The 21,844-nt window shown below is 47.3% G+C and carries 21 protein-coding genes; 10 read left to right on the forward strand and 11 right to left on the reverse strand.

Going from position 1 to position 21,844, the window contains the following annotated elements; genetic code table 11:
- The first annotated feature begins 120 nt into the window (after window positions 1-120).
- Window positions 121-1,254: an alanine dehydrogenase gene (gene ald / locus MKX68_RS05275; RefSeq protein ID WP_036672396.1), complete on the forward strand. Its 1,134-nt coding sequence runs from the start codon at window positions 121-123 to the stop codon at window positions 1,252-1,254.
- Here ald and MKX68_RS05280 read toward each other — a convergent pair.
- The gene (locus tag MKX68_RS05280; protein WP_340909720.1) at window positions 1,221-1,379 is read right to left on the reverse strand and encodes a hypothetical protein; all 159 of its coding nucleotides are present in this window, start codon (window positions 1,377-1,379) and stop codon (window positions 1,221-1,223) included. The two genes, ald and MKX68_RS05280, sit on opposite strands and share 34 nt — an antisense overlap.
- Before the next feature lie 41 nt (window positions 1,380-1,420).
- Window positions 1,421-2,338 (reverse strand): PD-(D/E)XK nuclease family protein, encoded by a 918-nt coding sequence (locus MKX68_RS05285; protein WP_036606467.1) that lies wholly within the window; start codon window positions 2,336-2,338, stop codon window positions 1,421-1,423.
- 511 nt (window positions 2,339-2,849) lie between these two features.
- Between MKX68_RS05285 and MKX68_RS05290 the strand changes: the two genes are divergently transcribed.
- Window positions 2,850-3,533, forward strand: a complete 684-nt coding sequence (locus tag MKX68_RS05290; RefSeq protein ID WP_338591644.1) for a serine/threonine protein kinase — start codon at window positions 2,850-2,852, stop codon at window positions 3,531-3,533.
- Window positions 3,534-3,797: 264 nt separating this feature from the next.
- On the opposite strand, the gene MKX68_RS05295 is transcribed toward MKX68_RS05290, so the two are convergent.
- Complete coding sequence (locus tag MKX68_RS05295; protein ID WP_340909723.1) at window positions 3,798-4,607, reverse strand: AraC family transcriptional regulator; 810 nt, start codon at window positions 4,605-4,607, stop codon at window positions 3,798-3,800.
- A 216-nt stretch (window positions 4,608-4,823) separates the two neighbouring features.
- On the opposite strand from MKX68_RS05295, the gene MKX68_RS05300 reads away from it, so the two are divergent.
- Entirely contained in the window at window positions 4,824-5,711 is an 888-nt protein-coding gene (locus tag MKX68_RS05300; protein ID WP_076214488.1) for a sugar phosphate isomerase/epimerase family protein, read from the forward strand.
- Between the two features lie 48 nt (window positions 5,712-5,759).
- Complete coding sequence (locus tag MKX68_RS05305; protein ID WP_340909725.1) at window positions 5,760-6,815, forward strand: Gfo/Idh/MocA family protein; 1,056 nt, start codon at window positions 5,760-5,762, stop codon at window positions 6,813-6,815.
- A 306-nt stretch (window positions 6,816-7,121) separates the two neighbouring features.
- Here the strand turns inward: MKX68_RS05305 and MKX68_RS05310 are convergent, their stop codons facing one another.
- On the reverse strand, window positions 7,122-8,441 hold the full coding sequence (locus MKX68_RS05310; protein ID WP_340909727.1) for a glycoside hydrolase family 125 protein: 1,320 nt from the start codon (window positions 8,439-8,441) through the stop codon (window positions 7,122-7,124).
- Between the two features lie 380 nt (window positions 8,442-8,821).
- Here MKX68_RS05310 and MKX68_RS05315 point away from each other — a divergent pair, with 380 nt between their 5' ends.
- The gene (locus MKX68_RS05315) at window positions 8,822-9,883 is read left to right on the forward strand and encodes a LacI family DNA-binding transcriptional regulator (RefSeq protein ID WP_340909729.1); all 1,062 of its coding nucleotides are present in this window, start codon (window positions 8,822-8,824) and stop codon (window positions 9,881-9,883) included.
- 236 nt (window positions 9,884-10,119) lie between these two features.
- Here MKX68_RS05315 and MKX68_RS05320 read toward each other — a convergent pair whose 3' ends face one another.
- The 3 genes from MKX68_RS05320 to MKX68_RS05330 form a co-directional block, all read right to left on the reverse strand.
- The gene (locus tag MKX68_RS05320) at window positions 10,120-11,733 is read right to left on the reverse strand and encodes a hypothetical protein (RefSeq protein WP_340909731.1); all 1,614 of its coding nucleotides are present in this window, start codon (window positions 11,731-11,733) and stop codon (window positions 10,120-10,122) included.
- Window positions 11,711-12,286 carry an RNA polymerase sigma factor gene (locus tag MKX68_RS05325; protein ID WP_340909733.1) on the reverse strand — a complete coding sequence of 192 codons (576 nt, stop codon included), beginning with the start codon at window positions 12,284-12,286 and terminating at the stop codon, window positions 11,711-11,713. The genes MKX68_RS05320 and MKX68_RS05325 overlap by 23 nt, the downstream gene beginning before the upstream one ends.
- A 142-nt stretch (window positions 12,287-12,428) precedes the next feature.
- Window positions 12,429-12,944: a mismatch-specific DNA-glycosylase gene (locus MKX68_RS05330; protein WP_340909735.1), complete on the reverse strand. Its 516-nt coding sequence runs from the start codon at window positions 12,942-12,944 to the stop codon at window positions 12,429-12,431.
- A gap of 121 nt (window positions 12,945-13,065) precedes the next feature.
- On the opposite strand from MKX68_RS05330, the gene MKX68_RS05335 reads away from it, so the two are divergent.
- On the forward strand, window positions 13,066-13,986 hold the full coding sequence (locus tag MKX68_RS05335; RefSeq protein ID WP_150366318.1) for an AEC family transporter: 921 nt from the start codon (window positions 13,066-13,068) through the stop codon (window positions 13,984-13,986).
- 225 nt (window positions 13,987-14,211) lie between these two features.
- A complete protein-coding gene (locus tag MKX68_RS05340) occupies window positions 14,212-15,000 on the forward strand; it encodes an S-layer homology domain-containing protein (RefSeq protein ID WP_338591622.1) in 789 nt (262 codons plus the stop codon).
- Window positions 15,001-15,068: 68 nt separating this feature from the next.
- Here the strand turns inward: MKX68_RS05340 and MKX68_RS05345 are convergent, their stop codons facing one another.
- The gene (locus MKX68_RS05345) at window positions 15,069-15,320 is read right to left on the reverse strand and encodes a hypothetical protein (protein WP_145320846.1); all 252 of its coding nucleotides are present in this window, start codon (window positions 15,318-15,320) and stop codon (window positions 15,069-15,071) included.
- A gap of 275 nt (window positions 15,321-15,595) precedes the next feature.
- Here MKX68_RS05345 and MKX68_RS05350 point away from each other — a divergent pair, with 275 nt between their 5' ends.
- The gene (locus MKX68_RS05350; RefSeq protein ID WP_340909739.1) at window positions 15,596-15,988 is read left to right on the forward strand and encodes a RidA family protein; all 393 of its coding nucleotides are present in this window, start codon (window positions 15,596-15,598) and stop codon (window positions 15,986-15,988) included.
- Between the two features lie 134 nt (window positions 15,989-16,122).
- Here MKX68_RS05350 and MKX68_RS05355 read toward each other — a convergent pair whose 3' ends face one another.
- From MKX68_RS05355 to MKX68_RS05365, 3 genes are all read right to left on the reverse strand, one after another.
- On the reverse strand, window positions 16,123-16,752 hold the full coding sequence (locus tag MKX68_RS05355; protein WP_340909741.1) for a copper amine oxidase N-terminal domain-containing protein: 630 nt from the start codon (window positions 16,750-16,752) through the stop codon (window positions 16,123-16,125).
- 224 nt (window positions 16,753-16,976) lie between these two features.
- Window positions 16,977-17,717 (reverse strand): nucleotidyltransferase domain-containing protein, encoded by a 741-nt coding sequence (locus tag MKX68_RS05360; protein ID WP_340909744.1) that lies wholly within the window; start codon window positions 17,715-17,717, stop codon window positions 16,977-16,979.
- A gap of 26 nt (window positions 17,718-17,743) precedes the next feature.
- Window positions 17,744-19,237 (reverse strand): TROVE domain-containing protein, encoded by a 1,494-nt coding sequence (locus MKX68_RS05365; RefSeq protein ID WP_340909746.1) that lies wholly within the window; start codon window positions 19,235-19,237, stop codon window positions 17,744-17,746.
- A 371-nt stretch (window positions 19,238-19,608) separates the two neighbouring features.
- Between MKX68_RS05365 and MKX68_RS05370 the strand changes: the two genes are divergently transcribed.
- Window positions 19,609-20,964 (forward strand): helix-turn-helix transcriptional regulator, encoded by a 1,356-nt coding sequence (locus tag MKX68_RS05370; RefSeq protein ID WP_340909748.1) that lies wholly within the window; start codon window positions 19,609-19,611, stop codon window positions 20,962-20,964.
- Window positions 20,912-21,796: a WYL domain-containing protein gene (locus MKX68_RS05375; RefSeq protein ID WP_340909749.1), complete on the forward strand. Its 885-nt coding sequence runs from the start codon at window positions 20,912-20,914 to the stop codon at window positions 21,794-21,796. Before MKX68_RS05370 ends, MKX68_RS05375 begins: the two co-directional genes overlap by 53 nt.
- Window positions 21,797-21,844: the final 48 nt, after the last annotated feature.

Here is a 21,844-nt window from a genome sequence, read left to right on the forward strand (position 1 = left end):
TCGACAATATGTTGAGTTCAATTTCTAAAGATTAGACATTAAGTAAGGTGCAAAACGATTATCCAAGTCATAAACTTGTAGTATAAGCTAACAACCAATAAATGGACGAGGTGCATGGTGATGAGAATCGGAATTCCCAAAGAAATCAAGAATAATGAGAATCGTGTAGCAATGACTCCGGCCGGGGCTGCTGATTTCATCAGAGCCGGTCACCAGGTACTGATTGAACAAGGCGCGGGGATCGGCAGTGGATTCACGGATCATGAATATCAAGCTGCGGGCGCCGAGATTCGGATGGATGCCAAGTCAGTGTGGACCGAGGCCGATATGATCATCAAGGTGAAAGAACCGCTTGCCAGTGAATATGGATATTTTCGTCCCGGACTGATTCTGTTCACCTACCTGCACCTCGCAGCGGAACCGGAGCTTGCCAAAGCCCTTATAAAGAGTAGGGTAACGGCTATTGCGTATGAGACGTTGGAGGTCAACAGTGCTCTCCCCCTGCTAACCCCCATGAGTGAAGTTGCAGGCCGTATGGCCTCCCAGATCGGAGCACAGCTACTGGAGAAAACAGAAGGTGGCAAGGGCATTCTCTTGTCAGGTGTACCAGGCGTCAGTCGGGGGAAAGTGGTCATTATTGGGGGTGGAACGGTGGGAACAAATGCAGCCAAAATTGCTATTGGTCTTGGCGCCGATGTGACCATCCTTGACCTGAATCTGAATCGTCTGCGCCAGTTGGATGATATCTTCGGCAATCAGATCCACACGTTGGTATCCAGCCCGTCCAACATTGCAACAGCTGTTGCGGCGGCAGATCTGTTGATCTGTGCGGTGCTGATTCCGGGCGCCAAGGCGCCAACGCTTGTCAGCGAGCAAGTGGTGAAGACGATGGCACCGGGTTCGGTCATTGTGGATGTCGCGATTGATCAGGGCGGGATCGTTGAGACCATTGATCATATCACAACCCATGATGAACCGACCTATGTGAAACATGGCGTCGTGCATTACGCGGTGGCGAACATGCCGGGCGCCGTGCCGCGTACGTCCACGGTGGCGCTAACCAACGCCACCATGCCTTATGCGCTGCAGCTGGCCAACCATGGTGCAGCCGCCGCGATTCGCGGCAGTTCGTCCATTCGTAGCGCGGTCAATGCGCTGAATGGACACATCACGTATGAGGCGGTTGCCAGGGATCTCGGGCATGCCTATGTTCCTGCGGGTCAGGCGCTGGAGAATACCGCCGCTGTCCAGTAATCTTGATACGTTCGTTCCACCCGGCGCCTTGTCGCCAGGCCTGTGGAACGTAATAGAAGCGCAAGTCGGGCAGATGATGTTCCCGGCTTGCGCTTCTTGTTTTTTTCACATATGAAATAACTCATTAGTTGGTATAAGGCCTTTAGGTTGCTCCGGTTTTGGCGCTTCAGACTGCTCGCTCACTGCAAACTTCGCGGAAGTTGCAATCCCGACAGGACCGGTGGGAAGGCATCGCTGTAAAGTAGGTGACGTCCTTTGGACGGTTATAGTATTCATCCTCAACACAGGATCGCATCTCCTCGATGTAACGACCCACGTTCTCCTCCACCTTCCGGATATCCTCTTCTGTGGCTGTAAACTCTCGGTGTTTTCCGGTTAACAGGTACTCCACTCGCAGTTCAATCTGCTCCAACGGAACCCGGTAGTGCTCTCTCACATAGGATGCGTACAGCATTAGCTGATCCGAAAAGTCATCTTCCTTGCCGGTCTTCCAGTCCACAATGACAATATTGCCGTTACTGCGCCGATACAATAAATCCATCTTCACATACACGCGTGTATCGTGCAGCATCATGGTATCCCATTTCTCGATCTCCAGAATGTCTGTACTTGCCCGGGACAAGTCCTCCCACGTAAGCGTCTGGTACAGGTTACTGACACAGGCCGAAGCCCGCTCCTTAATCGTGGCGATCCGGTCATTCAACGTATCATCCCCGTAATAAATCTCGGACAGCATCGTGCGATTCTTGGGGTTCAGCCGCCACTGATCCGCGTCCATCGATTCCACATACGCCTGATTCAGCAGCTTGCGTATCGTCTGTTCCAGAAAGTGTTCACGCGGTTTATCTTTGCCCTCTTCCCTGCTGCGTACCGCCGACTCACACATCCGATGCGCGAGGTCTCCGAAGACAAGATACAGATTGCTGAGCTGCTTCAGACGGTACAGACGAACCTGCATCTCATCAGCAGAGTCTGTCTTCCAGCCGTTATGGGCACCGTAATAATGATAATAATATTTGCGCAGGCACTCATCGAACATACTCGCCCGCGACTGCGAATAAGACCACTGCGGGTATTGTGCCATAAGTAATCTGCCTTTCTGTATGCCGGATCTGCATGAGATCCCTTGATGCTCACAGTATAAAGCCCGGGCAACCTTGCCGCAAGCGCGCTTCCGTTATTTTCTTCTGACGCAACCGTTTCCGATTCGATCCGTATCGTTTATATAGTAACATCACCAAAAGATGAAATTGCGGAGCAGAACGCATAATATACTCTATAGAGGGCAGCGAATCTGGGACCGGGATGCTAGTACGGGTCTAGCCCGGGGCCAGTGCGGCCCGGCGCTAACGAATCTCACACACCATATCACGTGGATTATGAGGTTTTACGGAATCTAACGAACCCCAGACACGCTAATTAGTCTTATTCCGGTTGTAGAACGTGTTTATTGCAAGCAAATGAGTCAATAGCGTGTCTCTGATTCGTTACATTTTCAGATCTGCCGATTTACGTGAAATAAGACTTACTCGGTTCGTTAGAAAATGATTATATAAAAAAATTGTACAGGCATATCCTAAAAGGAGGCACCACCCATGAATCGACCGGATTGGTTCCAGGCGGAAGAAGCATTACAACAGATCCAAGTCATCGGAAGCGACCGGAATGAGCTGGTGAACATCATCGGCGATGTAGAAGGTTTAAATTGCATTGGCACAGGTACGGATGCGGCTGTATTTACGTATGACGGCTTGCCGCAGTATGCCTTCAAGATGTACTCGGATCATGCCTTGGACAAACTCGAAAATGAAAAACAGGTATACGAGCAGCTCAAAGGTCTGCCATACTTCCCTACCTATTACGGCAGCGGCCGGAATGTACTCGTGATCAGTTTTGAACCCGGGGATACACTGCTGGAATGTTTGGAAAAGGGAATCCCCGTCCCCGAGCAGGTCATGCTCGATGTGGACGCAGCGCGAGAAGCCGTTCGCAGCCGCGGGTTGAACCCTCGCGACATTCATCTGAAAAATGTAATTCTTCAGAACGGACGCGGGAAAGTAATTGACGTATCCGAGTATATTCAGGACGGCAATGACAATCGCTGGGAGCATCTTGTCTGGGCCTATCACAACATCTATCCGCGCATCAAAGGAACACCCATATCTCCACGCATGCTGCAAACGATCAAATGGGGATACAATCAGTTCGATCATGCCAACATCAAAATGGACGACCTCGCCAAGAAAGCCAATCGTTTGTTCTCCAGATTTATGAAATAAGCACGTTGTACACATAGAGGATTGTCTTGATATTATTGAATCAAAACCACCCGGATAACAGCCTTGAAGAGGCCTTTATCCGGGTGGTTTTTTGTAGATGTGCGTATTTGCGTATGGTTATTATTACGGTAATCACTGCGGTGTGCTCTACTTCTACTTCTACTTCTACTTCTGCTTCTGCTCACAATTGCGACTGCGAGTTACTTAGTGTCACAATCATCTTTATAGACATTTTATCCGAGACTATTGCTAAACTGGTCGTGCTCAACCTTCTTTTCTTCCACGTCCCTGCGAGGGGGTCATCCCCTTGTATTGTTTGTATAACTTCGTAAAATAGTTCGCATTGTCGCAACCAACTCTGGCGGCGATCTCTGTAATGGTCAGGCTACTGCCTTGCAGCAGTTGCTCTGCCTCACTCATCCTGCAACCGTTCACGTATTCCACAAAAGTACGTCCGGTCAGCTTTTTGAACATTTTGCAGAAGTGATACGCATTCAATCCCACATGACTTGCCGCTTCCGTAACAGACATCTTACCTGTGGGGTCCGCTTCAATCTGTGCAATCAACTGTTTGAAACGTTCGCGGTTGGGAAAATACGATCCGACCGATTTATCCGGTAGCTGCTGCGGCATAAAGGTTCGCGCAAGCAGGGTGAACAAGGCATGCAGCTTGGATTTCACCACGAGCTGATAAGCCGGGGGCTGTAACGCCATTTCCTCTACGGCTTCATTCAGCAAAGAATAATAGCCTGTGCAGGCTGTGTTTTCCTCTGCCGGTTTGACCGGAAATCTCACTCTTCCTTCCAAGTACGGCGCGACATATTGCTCATGCACAGGATCATGGGTGAAATCATGGAACAGTGCACGGTTAACTACAACGGAATCATAATGCACATCCCCCTCATCCAGAGCATATCCAACATGCAATGTGCCTCCAGGAATGATGATGACTTCACCTGCTCGAACTACATAAGGTTTGCTATCAATATGAAACAGCGCACTTCCCTTGCGCATAACAATCAGCTCAAAATGTTCATGCCAATGCAAATACAAAATGCATTCTTCAGCTTTCATATCTGAACACCTATTTTGGAACAGCTGAAATGGATGTGATTTATGGTCAATTCGGGTATTTTCGTGAAGCGCTTTCAGATCCAGCACGACTTCTTCCCCCTCTTCACAAGATCCGACTATTATTACACAAGATTGTTTAGAGCCATCCCGTTAATCCACGGCTATAATGAGTGTGTCACGAAGTACTATAAGCCAATATTGGAGTGAAATACAACCATGAATAAATCATTACGCATCGGTACCCTTGTAGGCGGGCAGGACGCCGTCCGCGTTATCCCGCAGATCATGCAACACGGCTTCGAATCATTTAACCTGACCTTCTGGCAAACAACTGGTGACCTGGACTTGGCAGAGACAGCCAAACGTGTCCGTGAAATCGTGGACGAACAAGGTATCGTCATCTCCGCGGTGAGTGTATTTGGTAACCCGCTCACGGGAGCCGGAGACAACGCCGATACACTGGCAAGCTGGGAGCGAGTGATCGATCACGCACAGCTCTTCGGTGCAGATATCGTCTCCGGGTTCACCGGACGTCTGACGGATCAACCCATTAACGAGTCCATCCCCCGGTTCAAGGAAGTATTTGGTGAACTGGCACGCCGGGCAGCAGACCGGGGTGTACGGATTGCTTTTGAAAACTGTGATATGGGAGGCACTTGGCAGACAGGCGACTGGAACATCGCACATAACCCAACGGCCTGGGAGATGATGTTTGATGCTGTTCCTGATGAAAATGTCGGCTTGGAGTGGGAGCCTTGCCATCAAATGTCCAGCCTGATTGATCCTATTCCACAGCTACGCAAATGGGCTCATAAAGTCTTCCACGTCCATGGCAAAGATGCCACGATTGCCTGGGATATTGTTAAGGAATACGGCGTACACGGTCCACGGGAATTTGTCTGGCACCGCACACCCGGCTTCGGGGATAACAACTGGGCAGACATCATCACCATTCTGCGCCAGAACGGTTATCAGGGCACGATTGATATTGAAGGCTGGCATGATCCCGTCTACAAAGACGAACTCGAAATGACCGGACAGGTGCATGCATTGCGATATTTGAAACAATGCCGCGGCGGCGATTTTGTGCCCAATCCGGTATAGGAAACCATGCGAGCTGTATAACACAATCCATACGAAGGAGATGAGAACATGACTCATCCTTATCGGGTAATTATCGCTGGCTGCGGTGCTATGGCAAACACGTGGGCGGACTATGCCTTGCAAAGGCCGGATACAGAAATCGTCGGACTGGTCGATCTGTATGAACAGACAGCCCTTGCTTTTGCTACTAGACATGGCCTCACCTGCCCTACGTTCACCGATATCCGTGAAGGCATTCAAGCGACTGGCGCGAATATCGTATTCGATGTCACGATTCCGGCGAGTCATTACGGCATTGCCATGACAGCCTTGAAGGAAGGATGTCATGTATTTGGCGAGAAACCACTAGCAGAGTCCTTCTCCGAATGCACAGACATTGTGCAAACCGCTCGCAGCACAGGACACATTCAAGCCGTCATGCAGAATCGTCGTTTCGATCCGCGTATCCGCGCCTACCAGCACCTCATTTCCGGCGGAGCTATAGGGCAGGTAGGTTTCGCAGGAGCCGACTTCTTCCTCGGGCCACACTTCGGCGGATTCCGGGATCTGATGGATAGTCCACTGCTGCTCGATATGGCGATACATACATTTGATCAGGCACGGTATATTCTCGGAGCCAACCCGGTATCGGTATACTGTCATGAATTCAATCCTCCAGGGTCTTGGTATCAGGGCAATGCGATGGCGTTATGTATATTTGAGATGTCTGACGGGTCCGTATTCAACTATCGCGGATCCTGGTGCGCAGAAGGTGTAGCCACATCATGGGAAGCAAGCTGGCGTGTAATCGGTGAAAAAGGAACCGCCATCTGGGATGGTCATGATGACATCTATGCTGAAGTAGTTACTGCGCAAAGCCTGGATGCTGACGGCAAACCATCCTTTTTTCAGCCAAGTGAGCGGATTGAAGCGGAACTGCCTGTCATGGACAAAACAGGTCATCACGGCTGTCTCGAAGACATGTTCGCTGCACTGGAATCCGGACGATTACCTGAGACCGATTGCAGCGATAACCAGTTCAGCATGGCCATGGTCCTCGCATCTTTGGAAAGCGCACGCACAGGCCAAAAAGTGTTCATCGCCGATCTACTAAAAAACACATAGCGAAGCGCCTGTGTTTTTCAACTAAACAAAGCCCAAACTGCAAAGTTCAGCAGTTTGGGCTTTCCTGTTTTTTACCTACTCTCCTATTCTAAAAATGATATCGTTCAAAAACAGTCGTGCTCGATAGTAAAAGTAGTGCAGGGAACGAAATCGATTCTGAAGAAACGAAGTGTTCGCCTTTATCCCCGGATTTCGACTTTACAAAAGTCGATCAGGAAATCCGGGGATAACAGCGATCAAAAGAACGATTCGTAACCGAAACGGCCGCTTTACGAGTAGTAAGGACCTTTTTTAAAAATGTATCACTTATAGAATTCCTTTTTTCATTGCCTTGTACACCAACTGTGAGAACAGGCTGTTGGACCAGGCAAACCATGGTCTGGTGAACGTGTTGGGATCATCGGCGTGGAAGCCCTCATGCATATATCCGGTACCCGCATCCGTACTTTCCAGCAATTCAATCATCGCCAGTATTTCCTCGTCATTGTTTGCGGTTAAGCCCTGCATGGATAACGCCATGTGCCAGATGTATCCCGGAGGGGTGTGGGGGCTACCTATTCCTTTGGCTACCTTCCCTTCATAATAAAACGGATTTTCCTTACTCAAAATGAATCGCCGTGTGTTCTGATACACCCTGTCTTCAATCGAAGCATACTCGATATACGGAATGGACATCAGTCCAGGCGTACCCGCATCATCCATCAGACAAAAGTTTCCGTAACCGTCCGTCTCATAGGCATAAATCTGCCCATACTCTGGATGACGATAAGTACCGTACAGAGAGATACCGTGTCGTATTTCTTCTTCCAAATGAGCCATCCGGCTTACCAGTTGTTCATCCCTGAACACCCACTTCGCGATCTCCCCCATCTGACGCAAGGTTACCGCAGCGAACATATTCGCCGGAATATTATAATGAAAATCACATGCATCATCACTCGGACGAAATCCGGACCAGATCATCCCCGTGTAATTTACGGGCATACCCAATCCTTCATTACGCAGCGTATCATGGGCTGGACAATTGCGCCGCATGAACCGGTAAGATGAACGTTCTGCATGATGCTGTTCTGTCTCCCATAGGTTTACGATATTCTCCATCACTTTCTTGAAGCGCTCGTCAAATATATCCGTCAGTTCCGTCTCCCGCCAATATGTATAAGCCAGCTTCATGGAGAAACAAAGGGAATCCAGCTCAAACTTCCGTTCCCACACCCAAGGTGACATCTCCGTCTCATCATTGGCATCCCAATGCCATCCATTCGCTGTTTCATTGAACGCATTGGCATAGATATCCATATCAGCGTAGAACGTATGACGTTTGATCAACCCTCCGATGATACGCTGCAACTTCTCGTCATCCTTCGCAAGTGGAACATAATGCATGACCTGCTCTACGGAATCCCTTAACCACATGGCGGGAATATCTCCTGTAATCACAAAGGTTGTCCCATCATCGAGCAGCTTTGTGGTCGTTTCCAACGTACTAGGAAAACAATTGCGAAACTGAGCCAGCAACCCCGGTCGATGTTGCAAACGCTCGTCCGCCTCAGTCAGAATATCCTGCACAGCTTGCGGTAATTCCAGTTGCGGCATAGGGATTTTCGGTAATCTGAACTGTTCCATGGATGTCGTCTCCTTTGAATTGGTTTATTTAAGTTCAGCTAATAAATTTTTACACTGGCACTACGATGACAGAACAACTTTCCAATCGCTGTTATCCCCAGATTTTTTCGATCCCCTTTCTCAAGGGGAAATCCGGTGATAAAGGCGAAGTTTATGCTTCCGATGCAGCTTTCTTGCCGAAAGCTTTTAGCTTCGCTTTGTCAATTTTTTTCTGTCCTCTCCGTTATCGTGTAAATGATTAGTTCAACTTATATAGATTGGTTTAGATTGACTATATGATCCTAACACTATTGTTATTTTTGTTATGATAAATTATAATAACATTATTATTTGTAAGTGTACTGTGTCAGAAGATGATCGTCAAATGAAGGAGTAATGATATGTCACGCAAAGTATCCATTCAGACGCTGGCTGACCAGCTCGGATTATCCAAATATGCCGTCTCCCGCGCACTCAGTGGCAAGACGGGTGTCAGTGAAGCGACACGCGCAAGGGTACTGGAACTCGCTCGCGCTTTAGGATATCGTCAAAGTACTCCTGGTGCTAGCAATAGTCCTGCTACTTCAAACCATGCAGATCCGTCCGATCCACCGTTTGCTCTCATATGCATGAATCAGCTCAACCGCGGTGAACCTCACTACTGGCAACGTGTTCTGTCAGGCATGATCTCCGCCTGTAATGAGCGTGGTTGGCATCATGCCATTGTATCCCCCTCACTCGGAGTGACGGACGAGAACACCTCTCCCGAAAAAGCGATTGCTCCTCACTTGGACTGGGAACGTTGTGCCGGGATTATTGTCATGGGGGCTTTCCCGCATACGGTTCTGCAACGACTCTCTCAGACGGGTCGGCCTATTATTTTGGTAGATCATCAGGAACCCCTGCTGAATTGTGATACGATCAGCCATGATAATCTGGAAGCTGGCATCACTGTGGCTAGATATCTAATGTCTATGAATTGCCGACGGATTGGCCTCATCACAGATGATGGTCGTGCTGCCAGCTTTGCGCAGCGGAAGATCGGGATTGAGTTGGCCCTGAACCATTTCCATGTGGACACCAGTCATACGACCAGCTTCAGAGAATGGAATATTCCGTATGAGAACGGGGAATGGGTTAACCAGTTGGCCACCACAATTCAAAACATGCCAGATGATGAACGTCCCGATGCCTGGATTGGTGTTAATGATGATATTGCTTTGCAGTGGATGCACAAATTACAGGAGATGGGCATCTCCACACCTAAAGATTGCCTTGTCATCGGTATCGACAATGTACACTCTGCCGTTACGTCTTCCCCACCTCTGACCACAGTTAATCTGTGTAAAGAGGAACTCGGACAGCGTGCCGTTGAAGCTTTACAACGCCGGATCGAACGCCCGGGGACACCGAAAGAAACGGTTATGTTATCAACTACGTTGATTCCAAGGGAATCGGCCTAATTCGGAAAGGGTAACCGCTCTTTTGAAGATAGATTCGTTAGGTACATGCTGTCCCCGTGAGTCTGGTGAATACGAAAGAGGCCCCGCATACCATTATGCAGGGCCTTTTTCGTATATTAGGCTTATATCCTTATATTCCTGTACATTCAGACTTAAATCTACTGATTCATCCACCCATCCTTATATCATCCATTCTAAGCTTCATTTACTTCATGTCTAAAGAATTGTACTACTGGTTATTTCAGCCAAGGCAGGCTACTGTACGATGGAAGATCCACTTCCCAATTCACATCGCGATACTCTCTATTGACTACGGTTCTTTTCAAAGTGAATTTTGTACCCTTTTCTTCGTTAAACCCCCGAATTTTTAATTGCAGATCATCTTCAACGTATTCACCGTTATTATTAGGTTGATCCGGATAACCGTTCACTTCAACAGGATACTCTTTTTCATCCGAATCTACTGCAACCCAGCGATCACCCATGAAAGCATTTCGGAACGTCCCACTCCCCTTCAGAACTAGTGAATACCCTTCCTTTACATCAATCTTCGGAGGATCATACGATTCCATCAGTGGCTCGTACTCAAAATCATAGAATAATATTTTATCTCCAAGCTGTTCAAATTGTGCAAAAGTATAAAAATTCGTGTCCTTACGCCTCTTATTCAGATCAACTTCCACTGATTTCTCTTCTTTCACCGGCAGGGTGTAACCATCCAGAACAAAGCGAATGTTCTTCGCATCTACCGTTACCAACGCAGGGTCCCATGTCTCTGACAACCTCAACGGCCCACCGTTCCTTAAGTCACTCTGATCTTGGAGCTGGAACTTGGCTTGACGGGCATCTGGTCTTATTCCATTGAAAATTCGATATTCATTTGTTTCAGGAATCTCAAGATGGTAGATGATACTCATATAGCTCGCCCAATTCTCATCAACTTTGGCACGAAGTTCATCATCCAGACTCACATTCAGGTCAAGCCGGGTTCCGTTTGGCGTGCGTACAAGCTGTGTCATATCAAGCTTTAGTCCTTCTGGCGTCGTATATGTGTTATCCATAGGATTTTCAACAGCCAATGATTTGGCTTTGGTCATATCGATTTTAAATCGGAAGCTCCAGTCTACCTTAACTTCTCTATCTTCGTAGGATTTTTTCTCGTAATTATAATAGCTGCCCATATTTAAATTACGCAGTTCACCCCGCACGATCACCTGATCCGGAATTTCATCATGAAACTGAAATAACAATCGTTCAGTTAGAGGGTCCTTTGTTCTTGTATCTCTTGCAAGAGTGGCAACCTGTCTCCCCTCTTCATCCGTAACATGAATTCTCCCCAGCTCAGACAGTAACCGTGATAACCCTAATCCATCAGGTGTTGTTTGTTGCATGGTCATTACCATATGAGATCGGTCTACCAGCACGTCTTCAATCTTGAGCGTGTAGCCTTGGTCATTAATATAGATGTTCGGATTAACCACAAGTCCGAGAGGTTTAAGACGCTTGTAATCATCCGCAAAATAGGAATATTTCAATGCTTCAGGCACAGGTATATTAGGCAATGGCAGACGATCCACAGCATTTACCGCGGGTTGTGCTGGCTCTGCTGTGTGATCAAACGCATACCAGGCCCCTCCCGCAAGAATCACAACTGCCGCTGCAGCGATACCCGTCCGGCGCATCCAATGCGCTCTCTTGGATTTTTTCACGAATGGATGCTCATCTTCTCCATTTTCCATGGACACCCCATCCAGCTCCTGCATGACCTTCAGCGTAAAATCCGCATCCGGCTCCTCACGGTATAGGTGCTCCTCCCACAACCGATCTTCATCCTTTGAAATAGGCTTCATACGTAGCTAAACCTCCTTTGCGTTCCATTTGCTTCCTCAGCGTTTTTTTCCCGCGATAAAGGGCGTTACGCACTTTGGTTGAACTCATGCCTGTAATATCTGCAATCTCTTCATAGCTCAACTCGTTTGTGTACTTTAGTAATAACACCAGGCGATACGATTCAGGTAACTGTTCGAGCTGTCGATATATTTCACGCTGCATCTCCTTATGCAGCACACGTTTTTCCGGTGTTTCATTACTGACAGGTTCGATCGCCTGATCGACCGGAGACATCACGGGTTTCTTTTCCCGTATAAAATCCCGCATCCGGTTCACCGCAATGGTGTACACCCATGACGAGAAACTGCTTCCCTCCCGCCGCGACGGGAGATAACGATAGATGCGAATGAACGTATCCTGAGCGAGATCCTGTGCATCCGGATGACTCGCGCCCATTCCGCGCATGATGCCGTAGACTTTATTTTTATATCGATCCACAAGCACGGAGAACAACTGCTTATCCCCTGCAACAATGCGTTGAATAAGCTCCTCCTCCGGTATCTGATGAGTCATTTAATCCCCCTTCTCTACAGCTTCCATGCATGGTTCTGTACTATATAGACGGTAGTCGTTCCCGAAACCTCTCACTTTATCCAAAAAAAAGAATTCGCCCTTATCGGCGAAGCCAATTGGGTGAACTCTGCTTACATGCCTCTTAATCTTCCCTGTTCTTCTCCGTAACAAAATCAGCAAGCTGGGAATAGATCGCCACAATCTCATCCATCGACATGCGTACGAGTCCACTGGACGACGGAGCGACGAACTCCTGAATCTCCTTGACGACCGGGTCATCCTGGAATCCCCATTGCACTTTGGCACGTTTGCTGTACTGGGTGTATACCCCTTTCCCGACAAAACAGGCGATGTCCGGTCGGTATTCCTCCAGCTTTTGCCGTAAAATCTGTCGTCCTTCTGCGTACTCTTCCTTCGTAATATCCTCCATACCTCTGGTGGGACGGGCCACAATATTCGTGAATCCGTACCCCAGCTTCAGCAACTCTCTATCCTCTTTTGCATCATATAAACGCGGGGTTATTCCCGACCGTTCAAGAATGCGCCAAAACCGGTTTCCTTTGTAAGCATAATGATGACCCGTCTCTCCAGACGTAATGCTAGGATTGAAACCAATAAACAATATCGATAAACCAACATCCAGATGATCTGGAATCATGATGCAACCCCTCCTGATCTTTTTTAGCCTATTCCCACATTCGTGTGTGTATAAAATGATATAATAAGCAAAGTATTTTCGAAATCGGATTGAAATTTTCATGAAAAAGGAAGCTGAACTAATGATTGCAGACATCATGCTTGAAGTCGTCCTGCCCGTCTTTCTCCTGATTGCCGTCGGGTCCTGGATGCAAAAGGTGTTCAAGCTGGACTTGTACACACTCGCCAAAATCAATTTCTATTGTATTACCCCCGCAGCCGTCTTTATGAGCATGTACCACTCGGATATGTCGGGCGAACTGCTTGGGACCGTGACACTCTTTTACGCGATATATGTATTGATTCTCTATATTGTAGGTTCTGTATTTGCGCGTTCACTTAAGATGAATAAAGGCATGAAGGCTGCCTTCAACAACAGCATTATGCTGGATAACGCAGGCAACTATGGACTGCCTATCAATGCACTGGTATTCCGAGGCGATCCACTCGCCTCTTCCATTCAGGCGCTGGTCATGTCTTTACAGGCATTACTGACATTCACCTATGGCGTGTTGTCCATTCAGGGCGCGAAGCTCAAAGGTAATTACCGTGCCGTGATTATTGGTTTTCTTAAAATGCCTGTTCCATATGCGCTCTTGCTGGGGATTCTGTTACACATGTGGAAAGTTCCCTTGCCTACGTTCCTGTCCATGCCGCTGACTTATGCGCAGCAAAGTATGGTTGCCGTGGCGCTTCTGACACTCGGGGCACAGATTGTAAAATATCCAATTCAACTGTATCGCCTTGATGTGTATATTAGCACATTTTTGCGTCTTCTGATTGGCCCGGCTATCGGCATTTCAATTGTGCTTCTGCTTGGGTTGGAAGGTATCGCTGCACAGGCACTCATTATCGCTTCGGGTATGCCAACCGGTGTCAACGCATCCATCCTGGCGGAAGAATACGATAACGAACCCGATTTTGCAGCCCAGACGGTGCTAATCTCAACGCTCTTGAACATCATTACGATTACGGCGCTGATCTCTTATGCCAAAACGTTCTGAAATTTTAGAATGGAATAAATATCCTTAGCATTCATAGAACGGTCTGTCTTCACATTGTGGAGATGGGCCTTTTTTCATCCATTACATTAAGCAAATGCCACAGCACCCTTTTTAGAATAGATAAATAGTCCCTTTATTCCCTGAAATAAGTATACGCTCGAAATTTATTATGCTAAGATTTAGGAGTTTCCAAAATTTGAATCTACATTTAGAAAGGAAGTCAGCATGAAAAAGCTAGTTATCATCATGTTCCTCTTGTCATCTCTCATCGCAGGCTCTACAGCTGCCAGTGCCAAAGGTTCCACCTTCAAGGATGTCACCCAAAACAAACACTCTTGGGCTATCGAATCCATTGAATTTATGAGTAAGAAGGGAATAATCAAAGGTTACCAAAATGGCACATTTAAACCCGATAATAGTGTGACCAAAGCAGAATTCATCACGATGTTTTCACAGTTATTTAATAAATACATAACGAACGATGACATGCCAACTCGAAAGTTTAAAGATGTTCCTTCTAGTCACTGGGCTTACAGTTCCACATCCAAAGCACTCTCACAGTTTACATATTCAACATATGCCATTAAGAAGGGAAACAACTACTTCTATCCTGATAACAAGCTCACTCGTATCGGAGTAGTAAACCTGCTACCTGTCTTATACGATGAGATTGATGACAGTCAAGAAGTCTACGACATTCTACACACGATGAAGGATATCCCCAAACGCGAGTATAGTGATGAACATTTGAAAGATGGACGCTTTAACTATGAAGTTGATGGGACCAATAAGGTCTACCCGTTACTTTTTGAAGGACTGGAACTTAGTGATGATCACTCAGCTTTGGTTGGTAGCAGTCTCGCAGCCTTACAAAAGAAAGGTATAATGACAGCAAATGAAGGCCTGTTTAATCCCAGAAAAACAATAACAAGAGCAGAAGCAGCAACTATTCTTCACAGGTTATATCTCGATTTACAAGCAGATGGTACACTTAAAAAATATTCAAGCAAATAGAACTTAAAAACACTCTGTATCCAGTCTACAACATGGGATACAGAGTGTTTTATTTTAACGAGTGTGTACTATGATTCAAACGTCGTTCGTTCCGGGAACTTGCCGCCTTCCCTGAATAAACATCGTACCAGTCGCTGCGCGGCTCGGTTAAAGAAAAAACTCGGGCTTACCCCATCCACCTGGACAGGTTCCAGTTCCCTCACACTTTCCTTGATCTTATTCATCTCAATGAGCCCCATCTTTCGCTCATTCGGTCCGAATCGATAAATAACCTTCTCATCGTCCTCCGTCTGTTTCACCAGCAGAATCATGGATGCCATACAGGTTACCCCCTATCGTTACGTTATGAGATTCCATTAATCACTTGCCTACTATAATTATTACCCAGATTCTAGGGGAAGGATATAGGACTTAAGTTAGTTATACCTAAATTAAATATCCTGATATAAAGATTCTCCGAAATGAGTCGTTAGGCTTACTAACACCGTGTTCACACTATCCTTATGGATAGTCACTGTCATGAAAGTGCGTACTGCACAAGTCGTTTTTATCCGTTTATACTAACCTTATCTTGAATTTCAAAGGAGAGAAACTTATGACTACAGCTCAAATATATAGCCACGGTGTGCCCTGGGAAGAAGCATTTAGTGTTGCTCAGGGATACAGCATTAACGGTACGATCTACATTGCAGGACAATTTTCGCATGATATGGAGGGGACGTTTATTGGTGTCGATGATATTGAAGCACAAGTCCGCCAGACACTAGATAACTTGGATCGCGTGCTCGCAGGATTTAACGTGACCAAGTCGAACATTGCTGAACTGGAGATTTTTTTGGTTCACCCGCAGGAGCATCTTGAGCCATGTGTTGCCGTGTATAAAGAGTACATTGGTACGCATCGTCCAGCTGTTACGATGGTTGGGACATCCGGACTCGCCTTCCCTCATCAACTGATTGAGATTCGCGCCGTTGCTCATACCGACTGATTCTGGTCATATCCAACGTTGCAGAGCCAAGTAAAATGGCCTGATGAGGTCTCGCTTTAACGAAGTTCATACACAAAAAAAGAAGCAGGGCCGGATAAACTCCTAACCTGCTTCTTTCTGATTTCTTAATCTTATTATTTCACCTTCACTGCCAGCGTATTACCAGATGAAGTGAGGGATGCCCCAAGCCCTTCTACCAAAACTCTGAGGGGAATGTACGTCGTTCCCTTAATTTCTTTGGGCGCTGCCTGTAGGGTGACCTCTTTCCCGTTAACCTTCACCTTTTTACTGCCCAAGGTAAAGATTAGCTTGTACTTATCTTTGGTAATGGTAATGGTTTGAGTCTTACTGTCCCAAGACGTTTTGGCTTTCAACGCTCCGGCCATCTCACGCAGGGGTACGAGATTTGTGTTATTCATTACAATTGGAGATTCAGTGAAAATAACCTTGGAACCATTCACCTTCACCTGAACAGAAGACGTTATATATTCTGGTTTAGGAGTGGCTTTCTTTTTGGTTGTCGTTGAAGACTTGTTACTTTTCTTGGTACTTCCTGAACTGGATGAACTTGAAGATGAAGATTTGGAACTCGAAGAGGAACCTCCGTTGTGATAGTGATATTCCCCTTGTTTCAGCCCCCATTTTGCACAGTTGGTACGACAGGTGTGCCCTCCACTCGAATCTGTTCTTCCTGGATGAGCAGACGCAACAGTAGCAAAAATCATGAACATGGCAAGCAAACTGCTTATTACTTTGATACGCATACGGATAACCTCCAGCAATTAGTTTAGCCAGAGTATCATACCATAATTACCCATACAATATAGGCGAATAACAAAATTTATTTTCACATAACAGTTCACAAACGCGGATATTCTCACTCCGACTCTAGCGATAGTGTTACCCACATGCAACTTTCTCTCTCTTATTCCCCTTCGCCCCACACCTCTTGTAATGCAAAACGGAAAATCCGGTCCAATTCTTCAAATTAAATAATCTGTTCATTCTCCATCTGGCCAGCCAGTCGTTCAAAATGCTCGATCTTCTCCGCCAAAAAAGCCTGTATTGCGGGCAACTGCGGCTCCAGATCCAGTTCCTCGCCCGCCTTTTTCCGGCGCAGCAATTCATGAATCTCCGTATATAGCTGTGTATTTGCAGGTACAAGTTCTTGCACCAGCTCTTCAAATGCCATGGGTGGCATCGCATCATGACGTTCGATCCAGCCACAAGCCAGTAAGGGGCGAAGAACATAGAAATACTTTTTGATTCTCACCTGGTCCCCTTGTAAATAATCCCTGAAGTTCCCCTTTGCCATATTCAGATAATGATACATGCAGGACTTGGGCGAGAAGGTCAAAGGCGACAGCGCACGGATATGCTGTGCCACGTTATACTGTTCATCATACTGAATTGGGGATTGCAGCCACTCCAGCAGTGGTGGATTTGATTTGCGAAACAACTTCAACGCCTTGCGCAGATCCCAACCATTGATATCGAGCTGATCACTGATTGGGCGTTCGATCACATCCCTTTTATCCTCAATCGACAAGTACCATTCCAGCGGTCTTACATACAGAAAACGCACATCATAATCGCTGTCCTGGGATGGAAACCCCCACGCCCGGCTGCCTGATTCACAGGCATAGATAATCCGTACCTGCTCCTCCTGTTCAATCTGCTTCAGCTGTTGTCTAATCGTATCTTTCATTTCTTCATGAACGTAGGTCATGGTCAGCCGCCTCCAAATTCCCCTATTTAAATCTCGATCTCTCTTACTCGGTTCGCGAGTGTATCATATCCAGCCACAGTCTCGGCAATATACGTCAATACCGTTTCACTCCAACCGTAGATGTAAAAGGTTTTGCCATCCCGTGGCGGTACCATAGCCTGCTGATAAGGTGCTATATCCACAATAAATGCCTTCAGCTCCGGATTCATCATCCGCCGATATCGCTCAAGCTCAGCATATAACGGGCTGCCTTCATTCTGCTGTTCATCGGTGATCATAATGATCTGATCCACTTTTTCTCCGATATCCCGAAGTTCCCGCACCGGCCGACCCGTGTCTGTTCCACCTTGTGCGCGAATACGGTGAGCTTGGGAAATAATGCTCTCATTCATCTTCGGACGAGCATCTTCAACCATATGGTCGAATAACCAGAACAGCGCGTTACCTCGTGTTTGTTTATATAGTGCCAGTGCCAGCACCGAACCAATCCGCAAATAATCCCCTTGCATGGAACCGGAGCGATCCAGGAAAATAGCCGTTCTTCCCGGCAGTGTTGGCAGGTTGCCAATGGATAATTCCACCGCTTGTCGCAAAGCACCCCGCAGCTCTTCTCTGGCAATCATTTCATACGCACTGGCGAATCGGAAAGGCAAAATCCGCGACTTGCGCAGGGCCTCAACATCGGTTAGACGACGTGTAACATAATCGATATTTTTCGATTTTTCAAAAACACCTGCCCGATCCATTGCATTCAGATGGCGCAGCAACGCAAAAGTCGGCATTTGTGACATTAACGCCTCCCACACCGTACGTGTCGGTTGCATGATCGAGGTGACCACCGAATACGGAAGTTTACCTTTCTCGATCAGATGCATCCGACTTGCCGGGTTTGGGGTAGCCTTCAGCTTTTCCAACGCCTGCAACTGCGGAAGTTCCGTAAGATCCACCTCATGCCCGCGCAAATAACGGAATAAGGCTTGCTGCTTCATATCTATCGGCTTGGGATGTGCTGTAGCGATCATATCGCCCAGACTGTATCCACGCCCACGTCCGTTGTATTTGATCGCCCAGTATTCGCTGATCCCGTTCAAAAAGAGACTCACCTGACGCTTCACCGCTCGACCGCCCTGTCCCCGACCAGTTCCTCTTAGAATCGTCAGAAAATCGGCCAAGTCAGCCGGTGTCTGTATCACCTTGGAGAATACTTTCGAAAACTGATCCGCGTCCACTTTGGACAGCAATGCCAGCCCGTATAGAGGCTGTAACCGCATCAAACCTTCATTACGAGCATAGACCAGCGCCCGTGCCATAAATCCTGCATCGACCTCAGCCATCTCCTGATGACTGACCATCGCATCGTCCATCAGTTGCTGGGTATCTGCATAGAACGTATTGTTCAATGTATTGGTCATCAACATCTGTATATATTGTTCCTCCACCAATCGCTCATAGGCTCCATAGCCCCCATGATTACGTGTCGTTGGCTGAGGTTGATTAAATAATTGTTTCGCTCTGCTCATCACTCATGACCTCCCGGTGTGAGTCTATTTGCTGTTCTTTCATAATAAAATGTTCCGAGGAAAAAGGTGGGAAGGTATAATACCCGCTCTACCGCTGAGCTACACCGCCATGAACGGCGGCGATTGGATTCGAACCAACGACCTGGTCGATTAACAGTCGAAGTAACCCTCCCTGGCGCCTCGGAACCTTGATCCACAGTGCTTGTTGCTGCCCCGCTTCACAACCTCATTATGCCTCACGCACCTACACGCGAACATGGCGAAAGTATGGCGACGAATCATTTTCTGAAATGGAGTCAACCTTCACAAGTTTAAAATGAAACCTGCCGCTCATCCTGCTACAATGAAGGGATAACGAGGAGTGAATGTTCATGGCAAGAGAGAGTTTTGACAAAGAAATTCAGTTCTTACGCATGTTATCCCTAACAAGCGGTGCATATAACCGCAAACAATATGCCGAGCGGCTTGGCATATCCGTACATACCTTTGATAAAACCAATCGCAGGTTAAAAGAAATCATGCAGACCGTCGCTGATCAACGCCCAGGTGCCGACGCAAGCCGGGAAATGGCCGATCTCGTTCGCTTCCAATACGGGGAGTCGGCAGAGCCTATGCTGCTCTTTCTCTTCCGTGCCAAGTCGATGAAAGAGACTGAAGTTCAGCGGCTTTCTGTCCTTTTGCATACCTTACAAGATGAAGCCTTAACCGCGATGGAACTGCTGGACGCCTGCTGTGCTGATCTGCCGGAAGATCTAGCGTTACCTGACGAGAAAACCATTCGCTCTGATCTAAAGTATCTGGAAGAGGTTGGGGTTATTCGAAAAGAGCCAGGTGGCAGGCCATATCGATATGCTTTACAACAGGATGTCCTTACCCAATTAACTGTGGAGGAACAGCTGGAGTTGTATGATTTTGTGGATATGATGGCGAATACCCAAGTTCCTTCCGTACAGGGGTACTTATTGCGGGACAGTCTGAAGAAAGCCATTACGGTAAGTTTTCCGCAAGAAGAAGCTACCGAACCCTATATCTATAAGTATCACTATTATTCTCGTATTCTGGACGAAGCTCATCTCTACACGCTGCTTAGTGCGATTCGTCAGCGCAAACGTGTGCAGTTCCTATACTATTCACCGAAAAAACCATCCAGCTACAGTTCACAGAATACGAATCCACGCTTTGAACGGGAAGCAGATGGTCGATCCAATCGGATCGTGCCCCTTGAAGTGATTTATGACCATCAGTATGGTCGTTGGTATGTAATTGGATATCAGGGGCGCCGCGGCTTTGTTAAATTCCGGATGGAAGGCATAACCCAACTGGAGGAACAGGATTCAGTAGAAGAGGAATACATGCTCGAATTGAAGCAGCAGTGGACCGACATTAGTCGCTACAGTTGGCTCGTGGATACGGGGAATACCGTGACGGTTCAAGCACGCTTTTTCCACCCGGAGCGTGGTCAGCGCAACTTCATTCTGGATCGGGTTCGTCTGCAAGGTCAATGGGGCAAGATTATACCCGAAACGGATCATACCTTTCTCTACGAAATCCAGGTCAACGGTACCACCGAGATCAAACCGTGGTTACGGAGTTTTGGCTCAAGCTGCGAAATAATTGCACCTCAGAGACTACGCCAGGAGATGATCAAGGAATGGAAGGAGATTGCGGAATATTATGAACCTGTTCGAGAAGATGTTCAATTACCAGATGATGACGCGATTGAATGAAACCGGACTATTCACCTGGACCTCACAGGAACGGGCCTGGCTTCGCATGATGCTGAATCATCCTGCTGCGAGAGAAGCACTGAGCGCTGTAACATTGGATAAAATGTACAATATGTTGAATAGTGAGCAGGACCTGAACCTTCAAGATTACCTGACCGAAAAAGCCAAAAGCGAAGAAAACAGTGTCTCTCACCCACTACTTCGACAGTTACGGCTAATCATTCTGCATCATCAGGGATTTCGGCTGATCGGTCGCGTCCGCAATGGACGCACAAGCCAGGATGAATTTGGTTTCCCATATAAACTGGAGTATTCCATGGTCAAAAAAGAATGGTATGTGCTCTGGTACGCGCCTCGCTTCGACAAGCTCATGTCCACCAAGCTGCACAGCATCGTTACCGTGGAAGCCCAACCCGTTGAGCCGGATACCGTTTCTGGTTACACTGCTCGAATTGCTGCAATTACGGAGAAGCGCAAAACGACCATCACCATCGAGGTTCTGCCCGAGTTCAATCAGGAGTTATCCCGAATCCTCTATGCCTTCTCCTGCTTCGAGAAACAGGTCGAGTACCTGGAAGCCGAGCAGACGTATCGAATCGAGCTGACCGTTCCGCGGAATGAGATGGATTATGTTTTATCCAAGATGCGTTTTCTCGGCAAACGGGTTCGAATCGCTGACCACACGATGCTGCGGGAGAGGATGTCCGAGACAGCTGCCAAGGCATTGGCCCGTTATGTAGAAAAAGATCCTGATATGCATCCCGAACGCGCGAATGAAGTTCAGCACCGCCAACACGAGGAAGGCTCTCTTGCGAAAGTCGATGGCCAATGATTTGGCCCCATATAGCAAAAAAGGTCTGGATAACCTTATCCAAACCTT

The sequence above is a fragment of the Paenibacillus sp. FSL M8-0212 genome, from assembly GCF_038004645.1.
Classification (GTDB): Bacteria; Bacillota; Bacilli; order Paenibacillales; family Paenibacillaceae; genus Paenibacillus.

What these genes read in the sequence shown, in the direction of transcription:
- ald (WP_036672396.1), top strand. Translation starts at nt 121, where the DNA reads ATGAGAATCGGAATTCCCAAAGAAATCAAGAATAATGAGAATCGTGTA.
- MKX68_RS05280 (WP_340909720.1), bottom strand. Translation starts at nt 1,379, where the DNA reads ATGAGTTATTTCATATGTGAAAAAAACAAGAAGCGCAAGCCGGGAACA.
- MKX68_RS05285 (WP_036606467.1), bottom strand. Translation starts at nt 2,338, where the DNA reads ATGGCACAATACCCGCAGTGGTCTTATTCGCAGTCGCGGGCGAGTATG.
- MKX68_RS05290 (WP_338591644.1), top strand. Translation starts at nt 2,850, where the DNA reads ATGAATCGACCGGATTGGTTCCAGGCGGAAGAAGCATTACAACAGATC.
- MKX68_RS05295 (WP_340909723.1), bottom strand. Translation starts at nt 4,607, where the DNA reads ATGAAAGCTGAAGAATGCATTTTGTATTTGCATTGGCATGAACATTTT.
- MKX68_RS05300 (WP_076214488.1), top strand. Translation starts at nt 4,824, where the DNA reads ATGAATAAATCATTACGCATCGGTACCCTTGTAGGCGGGCAGGACGCC.
- MKX68_RS05305 (WP_340909725.1), top strand. Translation starts at nt 5,760, where the DNA reads ATGACTCATCCTTATCGGGTAATTATCGCTGGCTGCGGTGCTATGGCA.
- MKX68_RS05310 (WP_340909727.1), bottom strand. Translation starts at nt 8,441, where the DNA reads ATGGAACAGTTCAGATTACCGAAAATCCCTATGCCGCAACTGGAATTA.
- MKX68_RS05315 (WP_340909729.1), top strand. Translation starts at nt 8,822, where the DNA reads ATGTCACGCAAAGTATCCATTCAGACGCTGGCTGACCAGCTCGGATTA.
- MKX68_RS05320 (WP_340909731.1), bottom strand. Translation starts at nt 11,733, where the DNA reads ATGAAGCCTATTTCAAAGGATGAAGATCGGTTGTGGGAGGAGCACCTA.
- MKX68_RS05325 (WP_340909733.1), bottom strand. Translation starts at nt 12,286, where the DNA reads ATGACTCATCAGATACCGGAGGAGGAGCTTATTCAACGCATTGTTGCA.
- MKX68_RS05330 (WP_340909735.1), bottom strand. Translation starts at nt 12,944, where the DNA reads ATGATTCCAGATCATCTGGATGTTGGTTTATCGATATTGTTTATTGGT.
- MKX68_RS05335 (WP_150366318.1), top strand. Translation starts at nt 13,066, where the DNA reads ATGATTGCAGACATCATGCTTGAAGTCGTCCTGCCCGTCTTTCTCCTG.
- MKX68_RS05340 (WP_338591622.1), top strand. Translation starts at nt 14,212, where the DNA reads ATGAAAAAGCTAGTTATCATCATGTTCCTCTTGTCATCTCTCATCGCA.
- MKX68_RS05345 (WP_145320846.1), bottom strand. Translation starts at nt 15,320, where the DNA reads ATGGCATCCATGATTCTGCTGGTGAAACAGACGGAGGACGATGAGAAG.
- MKX68_RS05350 (WP_340909739.1), top strand. Translation starts at nt 15,596, where the DNA reads ATGACTACAGCTCAAATATATAGCCACGGTGTGCCCTGGGAAGAAGCA.
- MKX68_RS05355 (WP_340909741.1), bottom strand. Translation starts at nt 16,752, where the DNA reads ATGCGTATCAAAGTAATAAGCAGTTTGCTTGCCATGTTCATGATTTTT.
- MKX68_RS05360 (WP_340909744.1), bottom strand. Translation starts at nt 17,717, where the DNA reads ATGACCTACGTTCATGAAGAAATGAAAGATACGATTAGACAACAGCTG.
- MKX68_RS05365 (WP_340909746.1), bottom strand. Translation starts at nt 19,237, where the DNA reads ATGAGCAGAGCGAAACAATTATTTAATCAACCTCAGCCAACGACACGT.
- MKX68_RS05370 (WP_340909748.1), top strand. Translation starts at nt 19,609, where the DNA reads ATGGCAAGAGAGAGTTTTGACAAAGAAATTCAGTTCTTACGCATGTTA.
- MKX68_RS05375 (WP_340909749.1), top strand. Translation starts at nt 20,912, where the DNA reads ATGAACCTGTTCGAGAAGATGTTCAATTACCAGATGATGACGCGATTG.